We start from the raw sequence: 16,839 nt of genomic DNA on the forward strand, positions 1-16,839 counted from the left end.
GAACTTAAATATACGAAATATATAAAGGACAAACACTAAGTACTTTAAATAATCCTTTTAGTGTTCGCCCTTAAATCTTAAGCACACAATGAGTCAAGTGCACTGATAAGAACCTTTAAAGCATCTCTCCATTTTTTTGGGATCAAAGGAATATTAGCAATTAATCTAACGATACTGCTTATCTTTTTCCATATTTCACATATTTTGGACGTTACGTCTAAGGCTTCCCGCTTTGAATATAGTTCTAATTCATTAAGGTCTAAAGCTTCAATTTCCTTGTTTACTGATTCAAAAGTTAATTCTGACATTTTTAATGATTTTAAGGTTAATATGTGGATCAAAGTATAAATCGTTATTAGTCAGAACAATACCGTATACAGGGTATATTTATTAATTCTAGTGTACAAATAATTTAACTACTTTTGAATATCACTCAAACACGCTTCCTTGATCCATTTAGCCCATACACCCAAAGACAATTTATCGAAATATCTCGTGACTATCGTTTACAATAAGGATTATTACCCTGAACACGAGATCGATAAATACTTGCCCGATGGAACCATCAATATTATTTTTGAGCTGACTGGCAATCCAAAGTACATACATGATAATATCACTCACGAAAAGACAATTGAATACAAAGATGTTTGGCTTTCTGGTGTGCTTACGGATTACATTACCATAACTGCACATTGCGAGGAGATGATGGTCGTGGTCTTTAAGCCTGGTGCTGGTTATCCACTGACTCATAAACCTGCACATACGTTTACTAATACTGTAGTCCCAGCTAAAGACGTTTTTGGAGATTCTGTATTGAAGCTCCTAGAGCAATTGAAAGAACCTACGACACCAGAAGAAAAATTTCAGGAGATAGAACACTGGTTAGAGAATCAATTTAAGAAAGATGATTTCTACACAGATATTATTGAGTATGCGATTCATGAAATTCAAACCTCGTCGTCACAAATCAATATTTCTAAGTTAGCCGAACGTTCAGGATATTCTCAAAAGCAGTTTATTGAATTGTTTAAAAAATATGTTGGCATTACACCTAAGCAATTTCATCGTATTACCAGATTCAATGAAATACTAGCTGCTGTTGAAAACAAAGAAAAAATCTCTTGGGCACGCATAGCTTCGGAATGTGGTTATTTTGATCAGGCACACTTTATAAAGGACTTTCAGTCGTTCTCTGGTTTGAATCCTTCAAAATACTTGAGTGATATTGGAGACTATCCCAACTTCTTCCCTGTAAAGTAAATTTTTTACAATTTTTCTCTTCTGCAAACGCGTTAATTTGTTCTCATAACATTTAAAGAGATTATGGAACAAGTAATAATCAATCATTGGGCGGTTTTAGCATGTGCAATTTTCAATATGGTTTTAGGTGCCATATGGTATTCTCCTGCATTATTTTACAAAGCTTGGAAAAGAGAAAACAACTTAACCGACGAACAGTTGAAAGCAGCTAGTCCCATGAAAACTTATGGCATCAGTTTTTTATTGGCTTATCTAATGGCTTATAACATGGCCTTCTTCTTAGGCGATAATAGTACTGATGTTGTTTGGGGACTTACTGCTGGGTTCTTAACAGGTTTTGGATGGGCAGCTGCAATCTTCACAGTAATAGGGCTTTTTGAACAAAAAAGTTGGTCCTATATCTTTATAAATAGCGGTTACATTATCATCTTTTTTACTGTGATTGGTGCCATTCTAGGCGCTTGGAGATAATTTCATGGAGAATATAGTTTGGTAGTAAAAGATGCACAGGCGAATACAGCTAGTGCATCTTTTTATGTTGTTAGTTGCTATGCATTAACAAAATACATCTTCATCTGACCACGATTCTTGACTGCAATTTCACCGCGATATTCACAATCAAAATCAGATTTGATGTGCTGATAGGTTTCTTCTGAAATATTGATGCGTCCAGGTTCTGAATTACTTTCCATGCGCGAGGCTATATTGACAGTATCGCCCCAAATATCATAAGCAAATTTTTTGGAGCCTACCACACCAGCTACTACTGGCCCTGTATTAATCCCTATCCTAATATCGAAGGTAGCACCTGTCTTATCATCGTGTTTGGCTTTGGCTACAAACTCAGCCATCTCTCTTGCTGCTAAAATCATCTTATTGGCATGATCTTCAGTTTCGAAGGGTAAGCCACCTGCTGCCATATAAGCATCACCAACTGTTTTTATTTTTTCGAGATTATACTTTTCCATAATAAGATCGAACTCAGAGAAATAATGATCGACTGTATTTACCAAATCCTCGGGTGGTAGGTTTTCAGCATAATGGGTAAAGCCTTTAAAGTCTGAAAACAATACTGTTACGGATTCAAATTTTTTAGCCTCTACACTACCTTTGTCTTTAAGCTCTTGTGCGGTTTCTTCTGGTAAAATATTCAGCAGTAAATTGTCAGATCGCTCCTTCTCTGCAGCAATAATTTTATTGGTCTTACGAACAAACTTATTGCGTTTGTATAATTCATAGGCCAATACTCCAATAAGAAATAGTACACCGATTGTGGACCAAAATACGATGCGTTGATTCTTTCGTTTTTGTTCAAGGTTTTCTACTTCAAGATCCTTTTGTTTTACTTCATAGTTGGCTATTTTTTGTACATTCTCCACATTAATGATACTATCTCTGTATGCAATATGGTCTTTGTAACGTGCTAATGCTTCAGTAGGGTTTCCAGCAAGCTCTAGAAGTATCGATATTCGCAGGTTAGCTTCGCTCAATTGGTCTTTTAGATCATAGGTCTTTGCCACATCAAAGCTTCGGTAGGCATAGTCTAGAGCCTTGCTATAATCTTGTTGCTCCTGATAAATGTCTGACATAGCATAGAGATAGACTGAGATTGCATAATAATCTTCTATACCTTCAAGAATTGTAATAGCCTCATAAATATTATTTTTCGCTTCTTCATGCTTGCCTTGTTCGGCATAGACCATACCAATATTTCCTATATTATAGGCTTTCCCGATAGGATAATCTATCATCTCGAAAAGGATTCCAGATTCTTCAAAATTCTTTAATGCCTTTTCAAATTGTTTTGTGTTCAGATATTCATCACCAGCATTCAATAACGCTGAGGCAAGATTTATAGAATCTTTATTCTTTCTAAGCAATACAATAGCTTCATCATAATATTTTTCTGCACTTTCAGAGTTGCCAATCATGGAATAGGTATCTGCAATAGATACCAAAACCCCCGAAGATAATGCTTCATCTCCTTCTCTATCTGAAGCTTCTTTACACTTAAAGTAAGCATCTATGGCTTCATGGAATTCTCCTTGTAACTGAAGCGCATTACCCTTTTGAAGATATGCAGCCGAAAGAAAAAAATCTACTGAGTCTTTTTTGCGATTGCTCTTTACAGATTGAGATTCTATCAGCTCAATTAATTTATTAGAGTAGAATAATTTTTCATCAGGATCTGTTTCATCATGACTGATTACGGCCAAAATTCTTCTAGCATCTTTACTTTCACTATTTTCCTTATAGATTTGTTTTAAGCTATCTACTCTAACTTGATCTAAATCAAGAACTTCTTGAGAATAAACTATTTGTACTTGCAGCAAACACAAGAAACAGTAAAACAGTTTATATCTTTTATTAAAAATGAAGAATACCTTTGTCATTGAATTATAAAGGGATTCGGAAAAGCTAGCTGTTTAGCTTTTTTCGAATTTGTAATTTTGGATCTATAGTATATTTCTTTTTATGATTTCCATTGACATAAAACCTTATTGAATATTCTGAATCAATATCTTGATAATAACCAACATCTTTTGCTATAGCAAACCATTCTCCACTTCCATCTACTAATTCCCCTGGAGGATCTTGAAAAGGGTCTGGTTGGCCTTTATTGATATAAATAAGATCAATATGAATAGTATCAACGCCATTCATAGATTGTGCTTTCCAATATATTTTTGAGTGGCTATCAGCAACGGTGTCGAAAGTAGAAGAATCTCCCGGTACATCATCTCTATCATTTAGGTTATCTAAAATATTGACGCTGTTTTTTACAACTGGATCTGACTCTAAAGAGTTTACATCTACAGTCATGGTAATTGTTACTTCAGGTAATTTGTCCATAATTATAGTATTTAGTTTTTTAGTTATTAGCTCCTAATTTTTTACGAATTTGTAGCTTTGGATCAATAATAAACTTATGATCGCCACGAACACCATCATCGAAAGTAATGGTGTATTTGCATTCCATGTTATGGTTTGAATTGTTTTCGCCTAAAACCGCAACCCACGAATCATCACTGACTTGGTACGGTGCTTTATAGAAAAAGCCTTCAGGGACATTCTCAAATTGCAAATCAGTAATAATGACCAGATTGCCAGTTCCCATGTCTTGTCCAGCCCAAGTCACCCAAGTATTTGAATCTGCTATAGAATCGAAAGTAGCTTTATTGTTTGGATTATCTAAACGACCACCTTGGTTGTCAGATATAGTGCAGTACTTAAGCTCGTTATTGGGGTCATTATGTAGACCTCTAACATCAACTGTTAGCATGATGTTCAATGATGTGTATGCCATAATTTTTATTGGATTGATTAACTATTTAATTTTTTTCTTATCTGAAGCTTAGGATCTTGTGTATAGTTTTTCCCATTCACAGTATAAGTAATGGTATACTCGATTATTGCCTGCACATAGCTATCTGGCATTTGAACTTCTGCAGCCCAAGATCCAAGTCCATCATTAGTTGGGGCCGGAGGTATTTTGAATACAGGCAGTAATACATCCTTATCGAGAATACGTGTCTTGAGTTCTTTTATATCTACAATACCAGTAATGTTTGACCCTGTATTGATCACCCATTTTACGATATCTCCATTAACTAATTCAGTTTTTAATTCTCTAATTTTATCATCAACAACTGCCATGTGTCCTTCGTCATCAACGATACTCAATGGATAAGGGCGTTGATTAGTTGCGTAAATCCAAATTACGTGTGTTGCCATACTATTTTAGTTTTTGGTTTAAAATTGTTCAGTTTGATAATCGCTTACGAATTTGAAGCTTAGGGTCTATAGGTAAAACAGGTGAAGACTCTCTGCCTTTAGAGACATAGAAATGAATAGTATAGTCTTCTTCTTTGCCATCTAAATTTATTTTGTCTACTACTTTGCCATAGATGTTACCATCACGTTCTGGTCTTAAGACTTTTTGGGTGAAGAAGCTTTCTGCACTATCTTGTGTAATATCTACCAGATGGACTTTATAGTCTTTATCTTTTCCAGAAGGATCTGCCAAAGCAATCTCCCAGATCATGTTATAGTCCATGTAAATGATGGTCGTAAAGTTTCTATTATTGTCGCCATAGGCACTTTCCAAACCTTCATCGTCTAGCAACGATGTACAATTATCTATAACCTTATCTCGCTCTGTAGGATTTTGGTAATGCGAATTGAATAATTGATTGGCTTTTACAATAATGGTGAGGTTTCTGTTTTTAGGGCCAACGTCGAGATTTGGATAACCGTGTTGTTCTTTAGTTTCCATGTAGTTGATGAATTGATTAATAGCTTACCATACCAAGTAGTAAAGCCAACAAATGTCATCATCAGTTCAAAAAACTCTTAAACCAATCTACGCCACAGTTATTAAGTAAAAAAGGGGAACACATTACAGAAATGCAATGCTATGTTCTAAATATACGAAATTTTTAAAAGATTGTAATAAAGAGAAAAGCAGTATGGTAGTATCTATACTGCTTTTTAAATAAAATTTTATAACTAAAATACCAACTAACTGGTTGATTTTCTACGAATCTGCAATTTAGGGTCTAGTACATAAACTGTGCTATCTCCACTTACTTTATAAGTAATATCATATTTTGCAGTACCAGATTGTACATCGTCCATATCAGCAGTCCAATCACCATTAGTTTCTTCTTCAGGTAGTTTCGCAAAGAGACTCTGACCAGAATCAATAGCAATAGATATAGAGTCTAAACCAGTACCCAATTCCCATGTTACGTTCCCTTCTGGGTATATTTCTGTTGTAAAGTCTTCTGGTTTACTTGGATCATAAGGATTATTCTGATTGTCTTTCAACATCAGTTTCTGGTTTTCATAATAAATTGTTATTACAACATCTTCATAAGGATCGTTAGATCTTTCCAGAATTCCTTTGTCTTTAATTTTTTGATTTTCAACATTAGATTCTTCAGCATTACTACATGAGTAAGCGATAAAAGTCATTAATAAAAAGCCAAATATCCCATAAAAGATTTTGGTTGCATTCAACTGTTTTTGCTTCATAATTTTAGTATTAATAATTATACAATCCGTTTGTGCATATCTCTATAACACAAATCATTATTTAGCAATTATATTATATTAAGGGAAGAAACTAAATATACAAAATACATATAAGTATTGTGTTACTAGTCTGTTAAAAAAGGTAGTCAATTCACTTCCAACTTGTAGCCAACACCATGGACATTTGTAAGCTTTATGGTATTATCGTCCTGCAGTTTTTTACGCAGTTTAGAGACATAGGTATCCAGACTTCTTCCCACAATGACACCATTATCTTCCCATACGCGTTTGGTAAGCTCGTCGCGCTTCACGACTTGGTTAGAGTGGTCAACAAAAATGGCAAGTAGTTCGCATTCTTTTTTGGAAAGGTTAATTTCTACTGCTTCTCTGACCAGTTTATTTTGTTCTGGATAAAATTTAAAACTCCCTAAGGATTCATAGTCTTCTGTAGTAATGTCTTGAGTCTTCATTGTGCTACTGAATCCATAATCCATTAAAACGATAATCAGCAATGTTGCAAGAAGATACAAAGGTGTATTGCTTCTGCTATTCTGAGTGACTCCTTTAATGAACTGTACATCTATGGTATAACAGCTTTCTGGTAATAATCGACCAAGGCAAGGCACGATATCTTCTTCTTTATTGAACTGTACCTCATAGCTATATGCAACTTCATCATCTACACATTGCTTCACTTCCACTCTATATTGCTCTGGGAGTTGTGCCTTTTTCAAACTTCTTTGTACTGTGGACACTAAACTATCGGGGTGTATTTCTAATTGACTTTGAAATGCCAATTGATACTTAGCATCACTCAATTGCTTTATTGGTAAAACTAAAGATGTAGAATCGTTGCTTGCTAGTAATAATTGATTTCCTGTATCGCGAAGGGCAATTTTTGCTGCTTCAGGAAAGTCTTCTTGCTGTATTTCGGGTTTTGAAAATAACCACCAAAGCACTGTAATAATTCCCAGAATACTATATATGTAGATCTTTCTTTTGTTCATTGGTTCTGTAAATAACATACAAAATCATGACTTTTTACAATCGTTGACACTTATTTTACACTCTTTTGACACTTTCGGTCTCGTGGCGCAATAGTTTTAATCCAAAATTAAATCTAAAAACGAAAGTCATGAAAAAAAACATCCTATTTATTGCATTTACTATGTGTACACTTATTGCTCTAAATGCACAAACTACGATTATTGATACTTCTGAAAAACTAGATATCGATATCACTAAAAGTCAACTGAAATGGATTGGTGAATATACGTTCTATTTTGGAGGTCACGAAGGTATTGTAGATTTTAAAGAAGGGTATTTTATTAAGAACGGAGATGTTATCACTGGCGGAAAATTTGTAATCGACATGCACAGTATTGCTTGTACAGATAATGGTGAAATTGACCGAGACTCTGGGCTTGTAGATCATTTGAAAGACGAAGACTTCTTTGAAGTCAATAACTTTCCTGAAGCCACTATGGTGATTACCAACGTAAGCTACGAAAATAACACGCGCTTAAAAATCTTTGCCAACCTCACTATAAAAGGCATCACACACGCTATCAATTTTAGAGCTGAAGTCGATTATGAAAAGGAAGAACTAATTGCAAAATTTAAAATCGATAGGCAACGCTGGGGGATTGATTACAATAGTAAACTGCGCGATGGCGCTATTTCTGATGCTATTGGTTTTGAAGCTACCGTTCGTTTGTAAACTAATTGCGCGCTCTGTAGAGCGCGCATAATTTATTATATGTATCTACTTTTTAATTACCCTCAAGCATTCTAGCTTTTCCTTCATAGCGAATTGCTAATCGCTTTGCGCCATTTAAGGTCATTTCAGTTTTTAAGCTTGGCCATAATTGAATAGTTACATCGAAATGTTCTGTATCACTTTTGGCATCAAAGGTCACTGTATAACTACCATTCTTATTTTCCTGCACCTTGTAGTTCTTAATCTCACTATCGAGAGCTATACCTGTTTTCATAGCATTATATGCTGAAGGAATCTGTACTTCACCGTAATAGGGTAATTGAGATGTAATGTACCCCTCTTCTAGTCGTAACTCATTAGGGTTACTAAGAAGGTTTATACGATTTATATTGTTATTATTTGGTGCTATAAGTCCAGAGTTCTGTATCGCCGTGAGGCTACTCGTCACTAATGGCATAGCCCATTCGGACTCAATAACAAATGACTTGCTTTCAATTAACTCATTCAAAGCTTGTAACTGCTCTGGAGTTGCTTTGGTTTTGGATGCACTACACGAGTAAAACAAAATAGTTATTACAAGGAATGCTATTAATCTTGCTTTCATAACTAACATATTTCTTAAAAGATAAGGCTTTAATACGTTATATAATAGTGTTTTAACATAAATATATCACTAGGCTATACTGCCGATAAAACTTTACTCAAAACGTATAACTTTTAGTTCAATAAATTACTTAGACGACTGCACTTGAGTTGAAACCTTTTCTAAATAGTCTTCTCGTTGCATCTTTTTTAAGATATAAGTGTGAAGGGTTTCCATGGTTTCTAAATGCTGCTCGTAGGACTCATCAGATAGAAATGTACTTACTCTAGAATTCATTTTGTTGAAGAGGCTTTCCATTTCTACCAAAATTTCTTCATAAGTATAATCTTTATCCAAATCGTCTAATCGTTTCATTCGCGATGTATACATAAGAAGCGTTGAGCTATACTGAGTTGATTCTTCTTCGGAAAGATTCATTTTTTCTACTTCCTGAAAGAACCATATTTGGATATCCCATTGCTCTTCCATGGTCAAGATTTCAACTTTATTCTTTTGTATTTCAAGTTGTTTTTGTGTGAAGTCTTGTGAATTAACGTTCATCATTGTTAATCCACAAACAATTACTAATAGTGATTTTAAAGTTTTCATGATTTCTCTGTTTTTAAATTATACACCAAAAGTACTTTAGGTATACAATGAAAAACGAACCAACTTAGGCGAAGTGACCAAAACTAAATGTGAAGTAACTAATACTTAATGTGAACTTTTAAGAGTTTATCCAATTCTTTATTTCTGTGGCTTTAGCTTTACTCACTACTATTCTATCTTCAAATGGAGGATTAACATTAATGACTAGTTTGCCATTAAAGTAGAATTTTACGTTTGCTATGGCATTCTTATTAATAATGAACTGCCTATTGAAGCGATGAAACTTAGCAGGATCTAATTCGCTTTCAATATCTTCTAACTTTTTATCAATTATATATGTTTTATTAGTGTTTGTAACGCCTTTCACGATGCTAGTATCAATATAGAAATAGGCGAAGTCGTCTGACTTCACTGGAAGCAGCTCATCTCTATGATGCACTAAATAAGTGCTTTTGTACGTCTTCTTATTGGCATTAAGCAGTTCTATGAGACTATCTATTTCTACATTGCCTTTGGCTTTTGTAGGCGTCATATTTTTGAACTTATCTATAGCATTACCCAGCTCTTCTTCTTCAATGGGTTTTAATATGTAATCGACACTGTTCACTTTGAATGCCTTTATAGCATATTGATCGTAAGCTGTAGTAAATATGATAGGTGCATCTATACGGACTTTATCAAAGATTTCGAACGAAATGCCATCCGCCAAATGAATGTCCATAAAAACCAGTTCGGCTTCAATAGGTTTAGAAAAGTATTCTATTGATGCTCTAACAGAATCTAGAACCGTTAATACTTCAATATTAGAATCTATACTGTCTAATAAGTATTTTAAATTCTCACTTGCGGTTATTTCATCTTCTACTATGACTACTTTCATAACTAATTCAAAGGTAATTTAACTATAAACAATTCATCATTATTGCTTATACTAATATTCATTTTTTTAAGCATTTTGAAACGCTTATTTAAATTTACTAGCCCATTTCCCGTGCTGTCTACAAAGGTTTTTCTGGGTTTTATTTTGTTTTTGACTACAATACCGTCTTCATCTGAATACACGCTTACTGATAACGGATTGGATTCAGAAATTTCATTGTGTTTTACTGCATTTTCGACCAATAATTGTAGCGACATTGCAGGAATCTCTTCTTGCATCCATTTGTCGTCAATTGAGATGTCTATACTGAATCGTTCTCTGTATCGGGTTTCAATGAGATAAATATAGCTTTCTAGAAACTTCAGCTCTTCTTTCAAACTTACGAGATCATTAGTCCCACTTTGTAGAATGTAACGATACATGAACGATAGCTTATTAACAAAGGTTGTAGCTTGTTTGTTATCTCTGATAAGAGCATTAAGGGAGTTAAGGGAGTTAAATAAGAAGTGGGGATTCACCTGGTTTTTTAAGGCTTCTAGTTCATTTTTAAGACTCTCTTGTTTAAGCGTTTCTTTTTCAACAACATCTTGTTGGTGAATTATTTGATAGTTGAGAATTCTGGATATAAAAATTAGAATTATGAGCACTACTATATAAACAAAGTATGCTATATTGAGTTCTTGTCTTGTAAGCGAGTTTCCAATGATAGCTTCATATACGACAGGAAACATGGTCACTGCGATAAAAAGTAAAACCGCATTTACTACAACACTTATAACTGTTCTTTCTAGCTTAGAAAAGCGAGCGTATCTCTTCTTGCTATTAAGATTAAACAACAATACAAACCACGCAAAAACGCCTAGAAAAACAAACCTAAATACTACATCTGGTATATTGGCACTGTTTATAGAACTTCCTAAAGAATCTACTACATTCAAGAGGGCTAAAACCCTAGGCAGATTAATTAAAAAAGACACTAACAGGGCTATACCTAATATTAGTGACTGATTTGTTTTCTTTGTCGCCAAATTGAAAAAGGTTGGTTTGCTTTTATTTATAATAGTGATATACAAAATAATCAATTTATTTTAGAGTAAAGTTGTTTATGATTACTTAAGAGAAAAAACTGCCAGGAACATTTACGCTCCCGACAGTTTTCAATCAACCAATCAAAAAACGAATTATTTAACTAACTCTTTTACCAATTTTTTTGAGAAATCTTTTGAAGTAGTTCCAACAGACTCTGGATTATCAATTACAGATGTAATTACCGATGTTAATTGTTCTTCCTCTGGCAAGGTTAAATCATAGGTTACTGTTTCTAGAATATATTTCTTACCAGTAGATGTTACTGTACTCACAGGATCTGAATTGACATATATAGAATTATAATACCCTACAAATCCTCTCCTATAGCCTCTTCTATATACAACTGGGTATGTATAGACGTTGTAATCTGTAGTCTGAGTAACTGTTCTCTCAAAGCTTTGAACATCTTTTACTGAGGTCATCACAACGATCTCAATGTCTTGTTCTTTTAGTTCTTTCTTCAAGCTTTTTAGTTCTTTGTCGCTTAACTCCTTCTTCTCGTTGATGAGCGGAAATAGTTTATGGCTCTCTATAGAAGTAATGTTATTCTTTTCGAGATTGTGAACTATGTCCGATTCGAATTGCTTTCTAACAACGTCATCTTGTGTTCTGCTTACAACCATAACTACTTTATCTTTTATGTCTATGGTTTCTGTGTCTTTCCAAGAGTCTGTAACCTTTACTGACGAACAGCTAAAAACAAATGTTACTAAACTCAATGTTCCTAAAATTTTACTTATACTTTTCATGATTTCAATATTTAATTATTAGTTAAATTCCTTATACAAATGTACCCTCATGAGCATCTCTAAACCATTGAAAAACAAGTGAAACAACCAAAACTAAATGTGAAGTGTCTTTCTGGGTAAGTGAAGTGATTTGGCTAAAAAAAACAGGACACTAAAGGGTATAAAAAAACCTCTTACTTATAATGTAAGAGGCTTTTATGAATGGAGAATATATTAAAATCGTCTACGCTTCTTTACGTCTTTTTCATTACGCTCGTTTCTATCATCTCTTCGCTCTCTACGATCTTCTTTACGCTCCCTATTATCTTCTGCCAATTCTCGCTTTGTAGCTTCTATATCTTGCTTCATTGTGTTTACAAAATCTAAAACTAGTTTTTTCTTTGCGATGGCTTCGTCTTCATTATCAAAAGCAAAATTGTATACTTTCAAAGTTTTTAAGATTTCTCCTTGGCGTTCAGCTCTGGCAATTTGTTGTTCAAAATCTCTTACGTCATCTCTACGGTCTCTTTTATCGTCTCGTTTGTTTGCTCTATCTCTTGCCATGTCTCGCTTGTCATCATTTCTGTCAAAACGGCCATTCTTGGAATCGTCTCTGTTGCGTCTTATCTCTCTACGATCTGAGCGTACTTCAGCAGAACTTTGTGCGATTTCCTTTCTGGCTTTTTTAGCTTTAACCCCACTCTGCTCTACTTCTCGAACCATATCCGACACGATATCGGCCTTAAGCGCATTGAGCTTGTTTGCATCTTTAGAATCGTAAGCTTTATTAAACAATACCAATTTAGCTTTAAAAGCTTCGAGTTCTTTTACATCTCGCTCTAGCATTTTCTTTCCTTCTACAATTTGCTTGGTATTTTGAATAGCCTCTTTAGTGTTTTGAGCATTTACCGTAAGACTAAAACTAAATACAATCAATAATAATTTAAGTGAATGTTTCATTGTGATTATAGATTTTTTCTAAGTTAATAAATTAAGACTAGTTATACACGACTTCATAGGTTATATCTCCCTCATTATCAATTCTTTTCTTGTATAACACATCGTTATACTCATAATACGTTTTACCATCTACACTTACTTCTTCAGAATCTTCATGGATTTCAGTCACAACAGTTCCAACTGGAGGTTGAGTGACTTCATACTTTCCTTCTTCTTCTACATTAGTTTCTGTAGATTCTACATAATAGATACCTGAATGGTAAAAGTATACTGTAGGTCCGACTACTATTCGTACATGACCAACTGGCAGCACAGAGATTCTGAATCCTCTAGGAGGTAACACTACTATGTATTCATCTCCATAAGAGGTATAATAGATTCCTGAATAATAAAAATATGGCATCCCTCTGTACACAATTCTCACATGATTTACCGGTAAGGTTCTAATGACTCTACGATGTCTTGGGTATCTATAATGAGGGCTTCTTCTTATAGGTTGAGTTCTGTAACGATCATTGTGTCTATGATGATTTGTTTTTACTCTATCATTAGACACTGTTCGCTCTGTTTTAACAATTCTATTAGAGTTGTTAGTTCTCCTTTGACCTTGAACATTATAGGATAATAAAAAGGTCATTATTAGAAGTCCGGTTCCGATAATTTGCTTTGTAGTTCTCATAATTTCTGTATTTAATTGTGTTCGTTTTCAATTTCTATACAAATGTATGAGCACCTTTAGCCTCAAATTTTGGGCATTAAGGTGAAGCGTCTAAAAACAGACTTGAAGTAACTTTTTCGAAATGTGAAATGATTGGAAACCTAAAATACTATTACAATTATTCTAGCAATTCTTCATTAAAGGTATAATCCTTATAACTTACTTTAAACAACGCACTGTACAATGATGGTATGAATAGTAATGTAATTATGGTACCGAATAATAATCCTACCATAATTCCTATAGCCATACCTTCCCACATTTCGCCTCCAGAAAGGTATAGTGGAATTAATCCTAGTACCGTTGTAAACGTTGCTAAAAGAATTGGTCGGAATCTTTGTAAACATGCAGCGATGACTGCATCTTGTTCATTTCTGCCAAGATCACGCTGTTCAATTTCCATCCTATCTATAAGGACTATGGCGTTATTAATCACAATCCCTGCTAAGGATATTAATCCTAAAAATGGCATAAATCCAAATGCTTCATTAAAGACTAATAGACCTACTACAACACCTATAATACCTAGGGGAATTGTCAGTACAACCATACTCATTTTTCTGAAGGAATTGAACTGAATAATTAATAACAATACAATTACGAAAGCGGAAATAGGTAAGTAACCAATAACTGAGCCCATACTTTCAGCAGATTGCTTTGCATCACCTCCAAATTCGTAATCATAGCCTTGTGGCCAGTTTTGCTTTTGTTCATCTAACCACGGCGTAATCTCATTGGTTATGGCTGATGCATTTCCATCTGCTCTTAGTTCACTGGTAACGTTGATAGTCCTGCGAAGATCAAAGCGTTTGATCTTTGCATACTGCCATTGCGGAACAATTCGTGCTACTTGCAATAAAGGAATACTTTTTCCTGTATTCTGTGAATACACATTCAATGTTTCTAATGAAGCTAATGACTGCTGCTGGTTGCTATCGCCACGCATAAGAATAGGAATAGATTTATCATCTTCTCTATATTCTCCTGTTTGAAATCCATCCAAAACTGTTTGAAGCGATGTTGCAATATCCTGACTAGTAACACCAGCGGTTTGCGCTCTATTTTGATCAATCTCAATGAGTAGTTTTTTACTTTTTGGTCCCCAATCGTCTTTAACGTTTTTTGTTCCCGTGATTGAAGATAACCTAAGCTTCACCACTTCAGATATCCTTGAAAGCTCATCTGGATTACTTCCAGAGATTTTGATTTCAATTGGTGTACCGCCTCCTCCTGAAGCTAGAGACCCTACTTTAATATCTGCATTAGGAAAATTGTTGTAGGTATAGTTGTCAATTTTTGCTATCAGTCTATTATTTTCAATAAAAGACGATGTGTTTACAAGAATATGCGCATAGTTAGAATTTGCTTCATCAGGATTATAGCCAAGATCATACGACTCTGGTCCTTGACCAACGTATGATGACCAATCCGAAACTCCTGCTGTTCTGGTGCTATTCACCTGGAGTGAATCTGCCATATATTGCTCAACCTGCTTTACAACTTCTTCAGTTCTTTCGATTTTATTTCCTTCTGGTAGGTTGATATCTATGGTGATCATATTTCGATCACTATCAGGGAAAAAGACAAAAGGTATTTTGGTAAACCCATATAATGAGATGAAGAACATTAGAAAAATTCCGATGATGACTTTCCACTTATTAGATAAAGCCATCAAGATTAAGTTCTTGTAATAACCCTTTAGCTTATTAATTATTCTATCTATAAAACTCTCCTTAGCTTCTTCCTTCGGAACTGCTTTCAAAAACAAATAACAAAACATAGTCACCACAGTAAGTGCAATAATCCAGGACGACAATAATGCTATGGTAATAACCACAAATATTGGTCCTACAATATCACCCATAGTTGTGGGTGATAAATAAAAGGCCAAAAATGCTGCAGATGTTGTTAATGTTGAAATCAATAAAGGCATCCATAATTCTGAAAAGGCTTCAATAGCTGCTTGTTTTTTGTCAATGCCTTGATCCATTTTCACCATAATGGTTTCAGCCACTACTATGGCATTATCGACTAACATTCCGAGAGCCATAATTAAAGCCGCTAGTGTAACCTGATTGAGTCCCATGTCGATAAGTCCCATAATCATTAAAGTCATAATGGTCACTATAGGAATAAGACTAGCAATCACTAATCCTGTTCTTACGCCCAAAAAGACTAACATTACCAATAAAACGATACCTACTGCCTGAAGTAAGTTGACAATAAAGTCACTCACTTTCAAATCGATATAAGTATCCATCGATGATACTCTAGTTAATTCTAAACCAACTGGTAGACGCTCTCTCCATTGTTCTACCAATCTGTCTATATCTTCACCTAGTACAATGACATTAGAATTTTCCTTCAGGTTTACATGAATAGAGATCGCATCCTTGCCGTTGACACGAACTTTTTGAGTTGGTGGATCTATATAACCTTTCTCAACTCTGGTAATATCTCCAAGCTTAATCAACTGACTGGTGCTGCTTGAACCTACCGAAATCAGCATGTTTTTGATATCTTCAACTGAATTAAAATTTCCTGTTGGTTCAAGGATAATACGTTCATCACCAATATTGACTTGACCTCCAGAATTCAGAATGTTTGTTGAAGAAATAGCTTGTTGAAGTTTAGAGGCTGATAAACCATATTCCTTTAATCTCGAGTTATCAAACTCGATAAAGACACGTTCCTCTTGGACTCCGCCTAGTTCAACTTTGGCGGCATCTGGTAACTTTATGAAATCATCTTTAATGTCATCTGCGTAGGTTTTCATCTCGGCATAGGAATATCCATCGGATGTTAAACCAACGGCAATTCCATACACATCGCCTACACCATCGTCATTCAAAGAGGGAGTAACGCCTTGTGGTAATCCCTCAATGGTATTGAGCTTTCTTCGCAAACGATCCCAAACAGATTGCATTTTTTCAGGAGCTATCTCATCTTTGAGTGTTACATTAACAACCGATAAGCCAGATCTAGATGTACTATTCAGTTCCTTGAGTTCTGGAAGTTCTTGAGCTACCTTTTCAATTTTATCAGTGACCAATTGTTCTACACGCTCAGGTCCCGCTCCAGGAAATTGAGAAACCACACTAGCTACACGTACAGTATAAGGAGGCATACTATCTCTAGATAATCCTGTATACATTACCAATCCCATAAGAATGATGGTAATGAGCACCATAAAGGTGATACGATTTTTATCAATGGAAAACTTTGCTAAATTCATTTGGTTGGTTGTTAGAT

19 protein-coding genes are annotated in these 16,839 nt (G+C 34.7%); 3 read left to right on the forward strand and 16 right to left on the reverse strand.

What is annotated here, in order from left to right; translation table 11 throughout:
- Window positions 1–77 precede the first annotated feature (77 nt).
- On the reverse strand, window positions 78–308 hold the full coding sequence (locus NCE97_RS14445; protein ID WP_353779993.1) for a hypothetical protein: 231 nt from the start codon (window positions 306–308) through the stop codon (window positions 78–80).
- A 139-nt stretch (window positions 309–447) separates the two neighbouring features.
- Between NCE97_RS14445 and NCE97_RS14450 the strand changes: the two genes are divergently transcribed.
- The gene (locus NCE97_RS14450) at window positions 448–1,263 is read left to right on the forward strand and encodes an AraC family transcriptional regulator (RefSeq protein ID WP_353779994.1); all 816 of its coding nucleotides are present in this window, start codon (window positions 448–450) and stop codon (window positions 1,261–1,263) included.
- Window positions 1,264–1,326: 63 nt separating this feature from the next.
- Complete coding sequence (locus NCE97_RS14455; protein ID WP_353779995.1) at window positions 1,327–1,734, forward strand: DUF1761 domain-containing protein; 408 nt, start codon at window positions 1,327–1,329, stop codon at window positions 1,732–1,734.
- Between the two features lie 77 nt (window positions 1,735–1,811).
- On the opposite strand, the gene NCE97_RS14460 is transcribed toward NCE97_RS14455, so the two are convergent.
- The 7 genes from NCE97_RS14460 to NCE97_RS14490 all read right to left on the reverse strand — a co-directional run bounded on the left by NCE97_RS14460 (window position 1,812) and on the right by NCE97_RS14490 (window position 7,307).
- Window positions 1,812–3,596: an adenylate/guanylate cyclase domain-containing protein gene (locus tag NCE97_RS14460; RefSeq protein WP_353779996.1), complete on the reverse strand. Its 1,785-nt coding sequence runs from the start codon at window positions 3,594–3,596 to the stop codon at window positions 1,812–1,814.
- 85 nt (window positions 3,597–3,681) lie between these two features.
- Window positions 3,682–4,116 carry a hypothetical protein gene (locus NCE97_RS14465; RefSeq protein ID WP_353779997.1) on the reverse strand — a complete coding sequence of 145 codons (435 nt, stop codon included), beginning with the start codon at window positions 4,114–4,116 and terminating at the stop codon, window positions 3,682–3,684.
- 19 nt (window positions 4,117–4,135) lie between these two features.
- On the reverse strand, window positions 4,136–4,570 hold the full coding sequence (locus tag NCE97_RS14470; protein ID WP_353779998.1) for a hypothetical protein: 435 nt from the start codon (window positions 4,568–4,570) through the stop codon (window positions 4,136–4,138).
- A gap of 17 nt (window positions 4,571–4,587) precedes the next feature.
- Window positions 4,588–4,998 (reverse strand): DUF8788 domain-containing protein, encoded by a 411-nt coding sequence (locus NCE97_RS14475; RefSeq protein WP_353779999.1) that lies wholly within the window; start codon window positions 4,996–4,998, stop codon window positions 4,588–4,590.
- Between the two features lie 28 nt (window positions 4,999–5,026).
- On the reverse strand, window positions 5,027–5,539 hold the full coding sequence (locus NCE97_RS14480) for a hypothetical protein (RefSeq protein WP_353780000.1): 513 nt from the start codon (window positions 5,537–5,539) through the stop codon (window positions 5,027–5,029).
- Window positions 5,540–5,784: 245 nt separating this feature from the next.
- A complete protein-coding gene (locus NCE97_RS14485; RefSeq protein ID WP_353780001.1) occupies window positions 5,785–6,300 on the reverse strand; it encodes a hypothetical protein in 516 nt (171 codons plus the stop codon).
- A 146-nt stretch (window positions 6,301–6,446) separates the two neighbouring features.
- Window positions 6,447–7,307 (reverse strand): winged helix-turn-helix domain-containing protein, encoded by an 861-nt coding sequence (locus tag NCE97_RS14490; RefSeq protein ID WP_353780002.1) that lies wholly within the window; start codon window positions 7,305–7,307, stop codon window positions 6,447–6,449.
- Window positions 7,308–7,435: 128 nt separating this feature from the next.
- On the opposite strand from NCE97_RS14490, the gene NCE97_RS14495 reads away from it, so the two are divergent.
- Entirely contained in the window at window positions 7,436–8,020 is a 585-nt protein-coding gene (locus NCE97_RS14495; RefSeq protein WP_353780003.1) for a YceI family protein, read from the forward strand.
- Between the two features lie 52 nt (window positions 8,021–8,072).
- Here NCE97_RS14495 and NCE97_RS14500 read toward each other — a convergent pair whose 3' ends face one another.
- The 8 genes from NCE97_RS14500 to NCE97_RS14535 all read right to left on the reverse strand — a co-directional run bounded on the left by NCE97_RS14500 (window position 8,073) and on the right by NCE97_RS14535 (window position 16,822).
- Window positions 8,073–8,624, reverse strand: coding sequence for a DUF4251 domain-containing protein (locus NCE97_RS14500; RefSeq protein WP_353780004.1), 552 nt, complete (start codon window positions 8,622–8,624; stop codon window positions 8,073–8,075).
- 126 nt (window positions 8,625–8,750) lie between these two features.
- Window positions 8,751–9,212, reverse strand: coding sequence for a hypothetical protein (locus NCE97_RS14505; protein ID WP_353780005.1), 462 nt, complete (start codon window positions 9,210–9,212; stop codon window positions 8,751–8,753).
- A gap of 118 nt (window positions 9,213–9,330) precedes the next feature.
- Window positions 9,331–10,092, reverse strand: a complete 762-nt coding sequence (locus NCE97_RS14510) for a LytR/AlgR family response regulator transcription factor (protein WP_353780006.1) — start codon at window positions 10,090–10,092, stop codon at window positions 9,331–9,333.
- Window positions 10,093–10,094: 2 nt separating this feature from the next.
- Window positions 10,095–11,120 carry a sensor histidine kinase gene (locus tag NCE97_RS14515; protein ID WP_353780007.1) on the reverse strand — a complete coding sequence of 342 codons (1,026 nt, stop codon included), beginning with the start codon at window positions 11,118–11,120 and terminating at the stop codon, window positions 10,095–10,097.
- Between the two features lie 153 nt (window positions 11,121–11,273).
- Entirely contained in the window at window positions 11,274–11,930 is a 657-nt protein-coding gene (locus NCE97_RS14520; protein ID WP_353780008.1) for a hypothetical protein, read from the reverse strand.
- 213 nt (window positions 11,931–12,143) lie between these two features.
- Window positions 12,144–12,869, reverse strand: a complete 726-nt coding sequence (locus tag NCE97_RS14525; RefSeq protein ID WP_353780009.1) for a hypothetical protein — start codon at window positions 12,867–12,869, stop codon at window positions 12,144–12,146.
- Between the two features lie 37 nt (window positions 12,870–12,906).
- Window positions 12,907–13,548: a DUF6515 family protein gene (locus tag NCE97_RS14530; RefSeq protein WP_353780010.1), complete on the reverse strand. Its 642-nt coding sequence runs from the start codon at window positions 13,546–13,548 to the stop codon at window positions 12,907–12,909.
- A gap of 157 nt (window positions 13,549–13,705) precedes the next feature.
- On the reverse strand, window positions 13,706–16,822 hold the full coding sequence (locus NCE97_RS14535) for an efflux RND transporter permease subunit (RefSeq protein ID WP_353780011.1): 3,117 nt from the start codon (window positions 16,820–16,822) through the stop codon (window positions 13,706–13,708).
- Between the last annotated feature and the right edge of the window lie 17 nt (window positions 16,823–16,839).

This window comes from Winogradskyella sp. 3972H.M.0a.05 (assembly GCF_040493455.1).
Classification (GTDB): domain Bacteria; phylum Bacteroidota; class Bacteroidia; order Flavobacteriales; family Flavobacteriaceae; genus Microcosmobacter.

Bases quoted from the DNA above. Each gene is read 5' to 3' on its own strand.
- NCE97_RS14445 (WP_353779993.1), bottom strand. From the start codon at position 308: ATGTCAGAATTAACTTTTGAATCAGTAAACAAGGAAATTGAAGCTTTA.
- NCE97_RS14455 (WP_353779995.1), top strand. From the start codon at position 1,327: ATGGAACAAGTAATAATCAATCATTGGGCGGTTTTAGCATGTGCAATT.
- NCE97_RS14465 (WP_353779997.1), bottom strand. From the start codon at position 4,116: ATGGACAAATTACCTGAAGTAACAATTACCATGACTGTAGATGTAAAC.
- NCE97_RS14470 (WP_353779998.1), bottom strand. From the start codon at position 4,570: ATGGCATACACATCATTGAACATCATGCTAACAGTTGATGTTAGAGGT.
- NCE97_RS14475 (WP_353779999.1), bottom strand. From the start codon at position 4,998: ATGGCAACACACGTAATTTGGATTTACGCAACTAATCAACGCCCTTAT.
- NCE97_RS14480 (WP_353780000.1), bottom strand. From the start codon at position 5,539: ATGGAAACTAAAGAACAACACGGTTATCCAAATCTCGACGTTGGCCCT.
- NCE97_RS14485 (WP_353780001.1), bottom strand. From the start codon at position 6,300: ATGAAGCAAAAACAGTTGAATGCAACCAAAATCTTTTATGGGATATTT.
- NCE97_RS14490 (WP_353780002.1), bottom strand. From the start codon at position 7,307: ATGAACAAAAGAAAGATCTACATATATAGTATTCTGGGAATTATTACA.
- NCE97_RS14495 (WP_353780003.1), top strand. From the start codon at position 7,436: ATGAAAAAAAACATCCTATTTATTGCATTTACTATGTGTACACTTATT.
- NCE97_RS14500 (WP_353780004.1), bottom strand. From the start codon at position 8,624: ATGAAAGCAAGATTAATAGCATTCCTTGTAATAACTATTTTGTTTTAC.
- NCE97_RS14505 (WP_353780005.1), bottom strand. From the start codon at position 9,212: ATGAAAACTTTAAAATCACTATTAGTAATTGTTTGTGGATTAACAATG.
- NCE97_RS14510 (WP_353780006.1), bottom strand. From the start codon at position 10,092: ATGAAAGTAGTCATAGTAGAAGATGAAATAACCGCAAGTGAGAATTTA.
- NCE97_RS14520 (WP_353780008.1), bottom strand. From the start codon at position 11,930: ATGAAAAGTATAAGTAAAATTTTAGGAACATTGAGTTTAGTAACATTT.
- NCE97_RS14525 (WP_353780009.1), bottom strand. From the start codon at position 12,869: ATGAAACATTCACTTAAATTATTATTGATTGTATTTAGTTTTAGTCTT.
- NCE97_RS14530 (WP_353780010.1), bottom strand. From the start codon at position 13,548: ATGAGAACTACAAAGCAAATTATCGGAACCGGACTTCTAATAATGACC.
- NCE97_RS14535 (WP_353780011.1), bottom strand. From the start codon at position 16,822: ATGAATTTAGCAAAGTTTTCCATTGATAAAAATCGTATCACCTTTATG.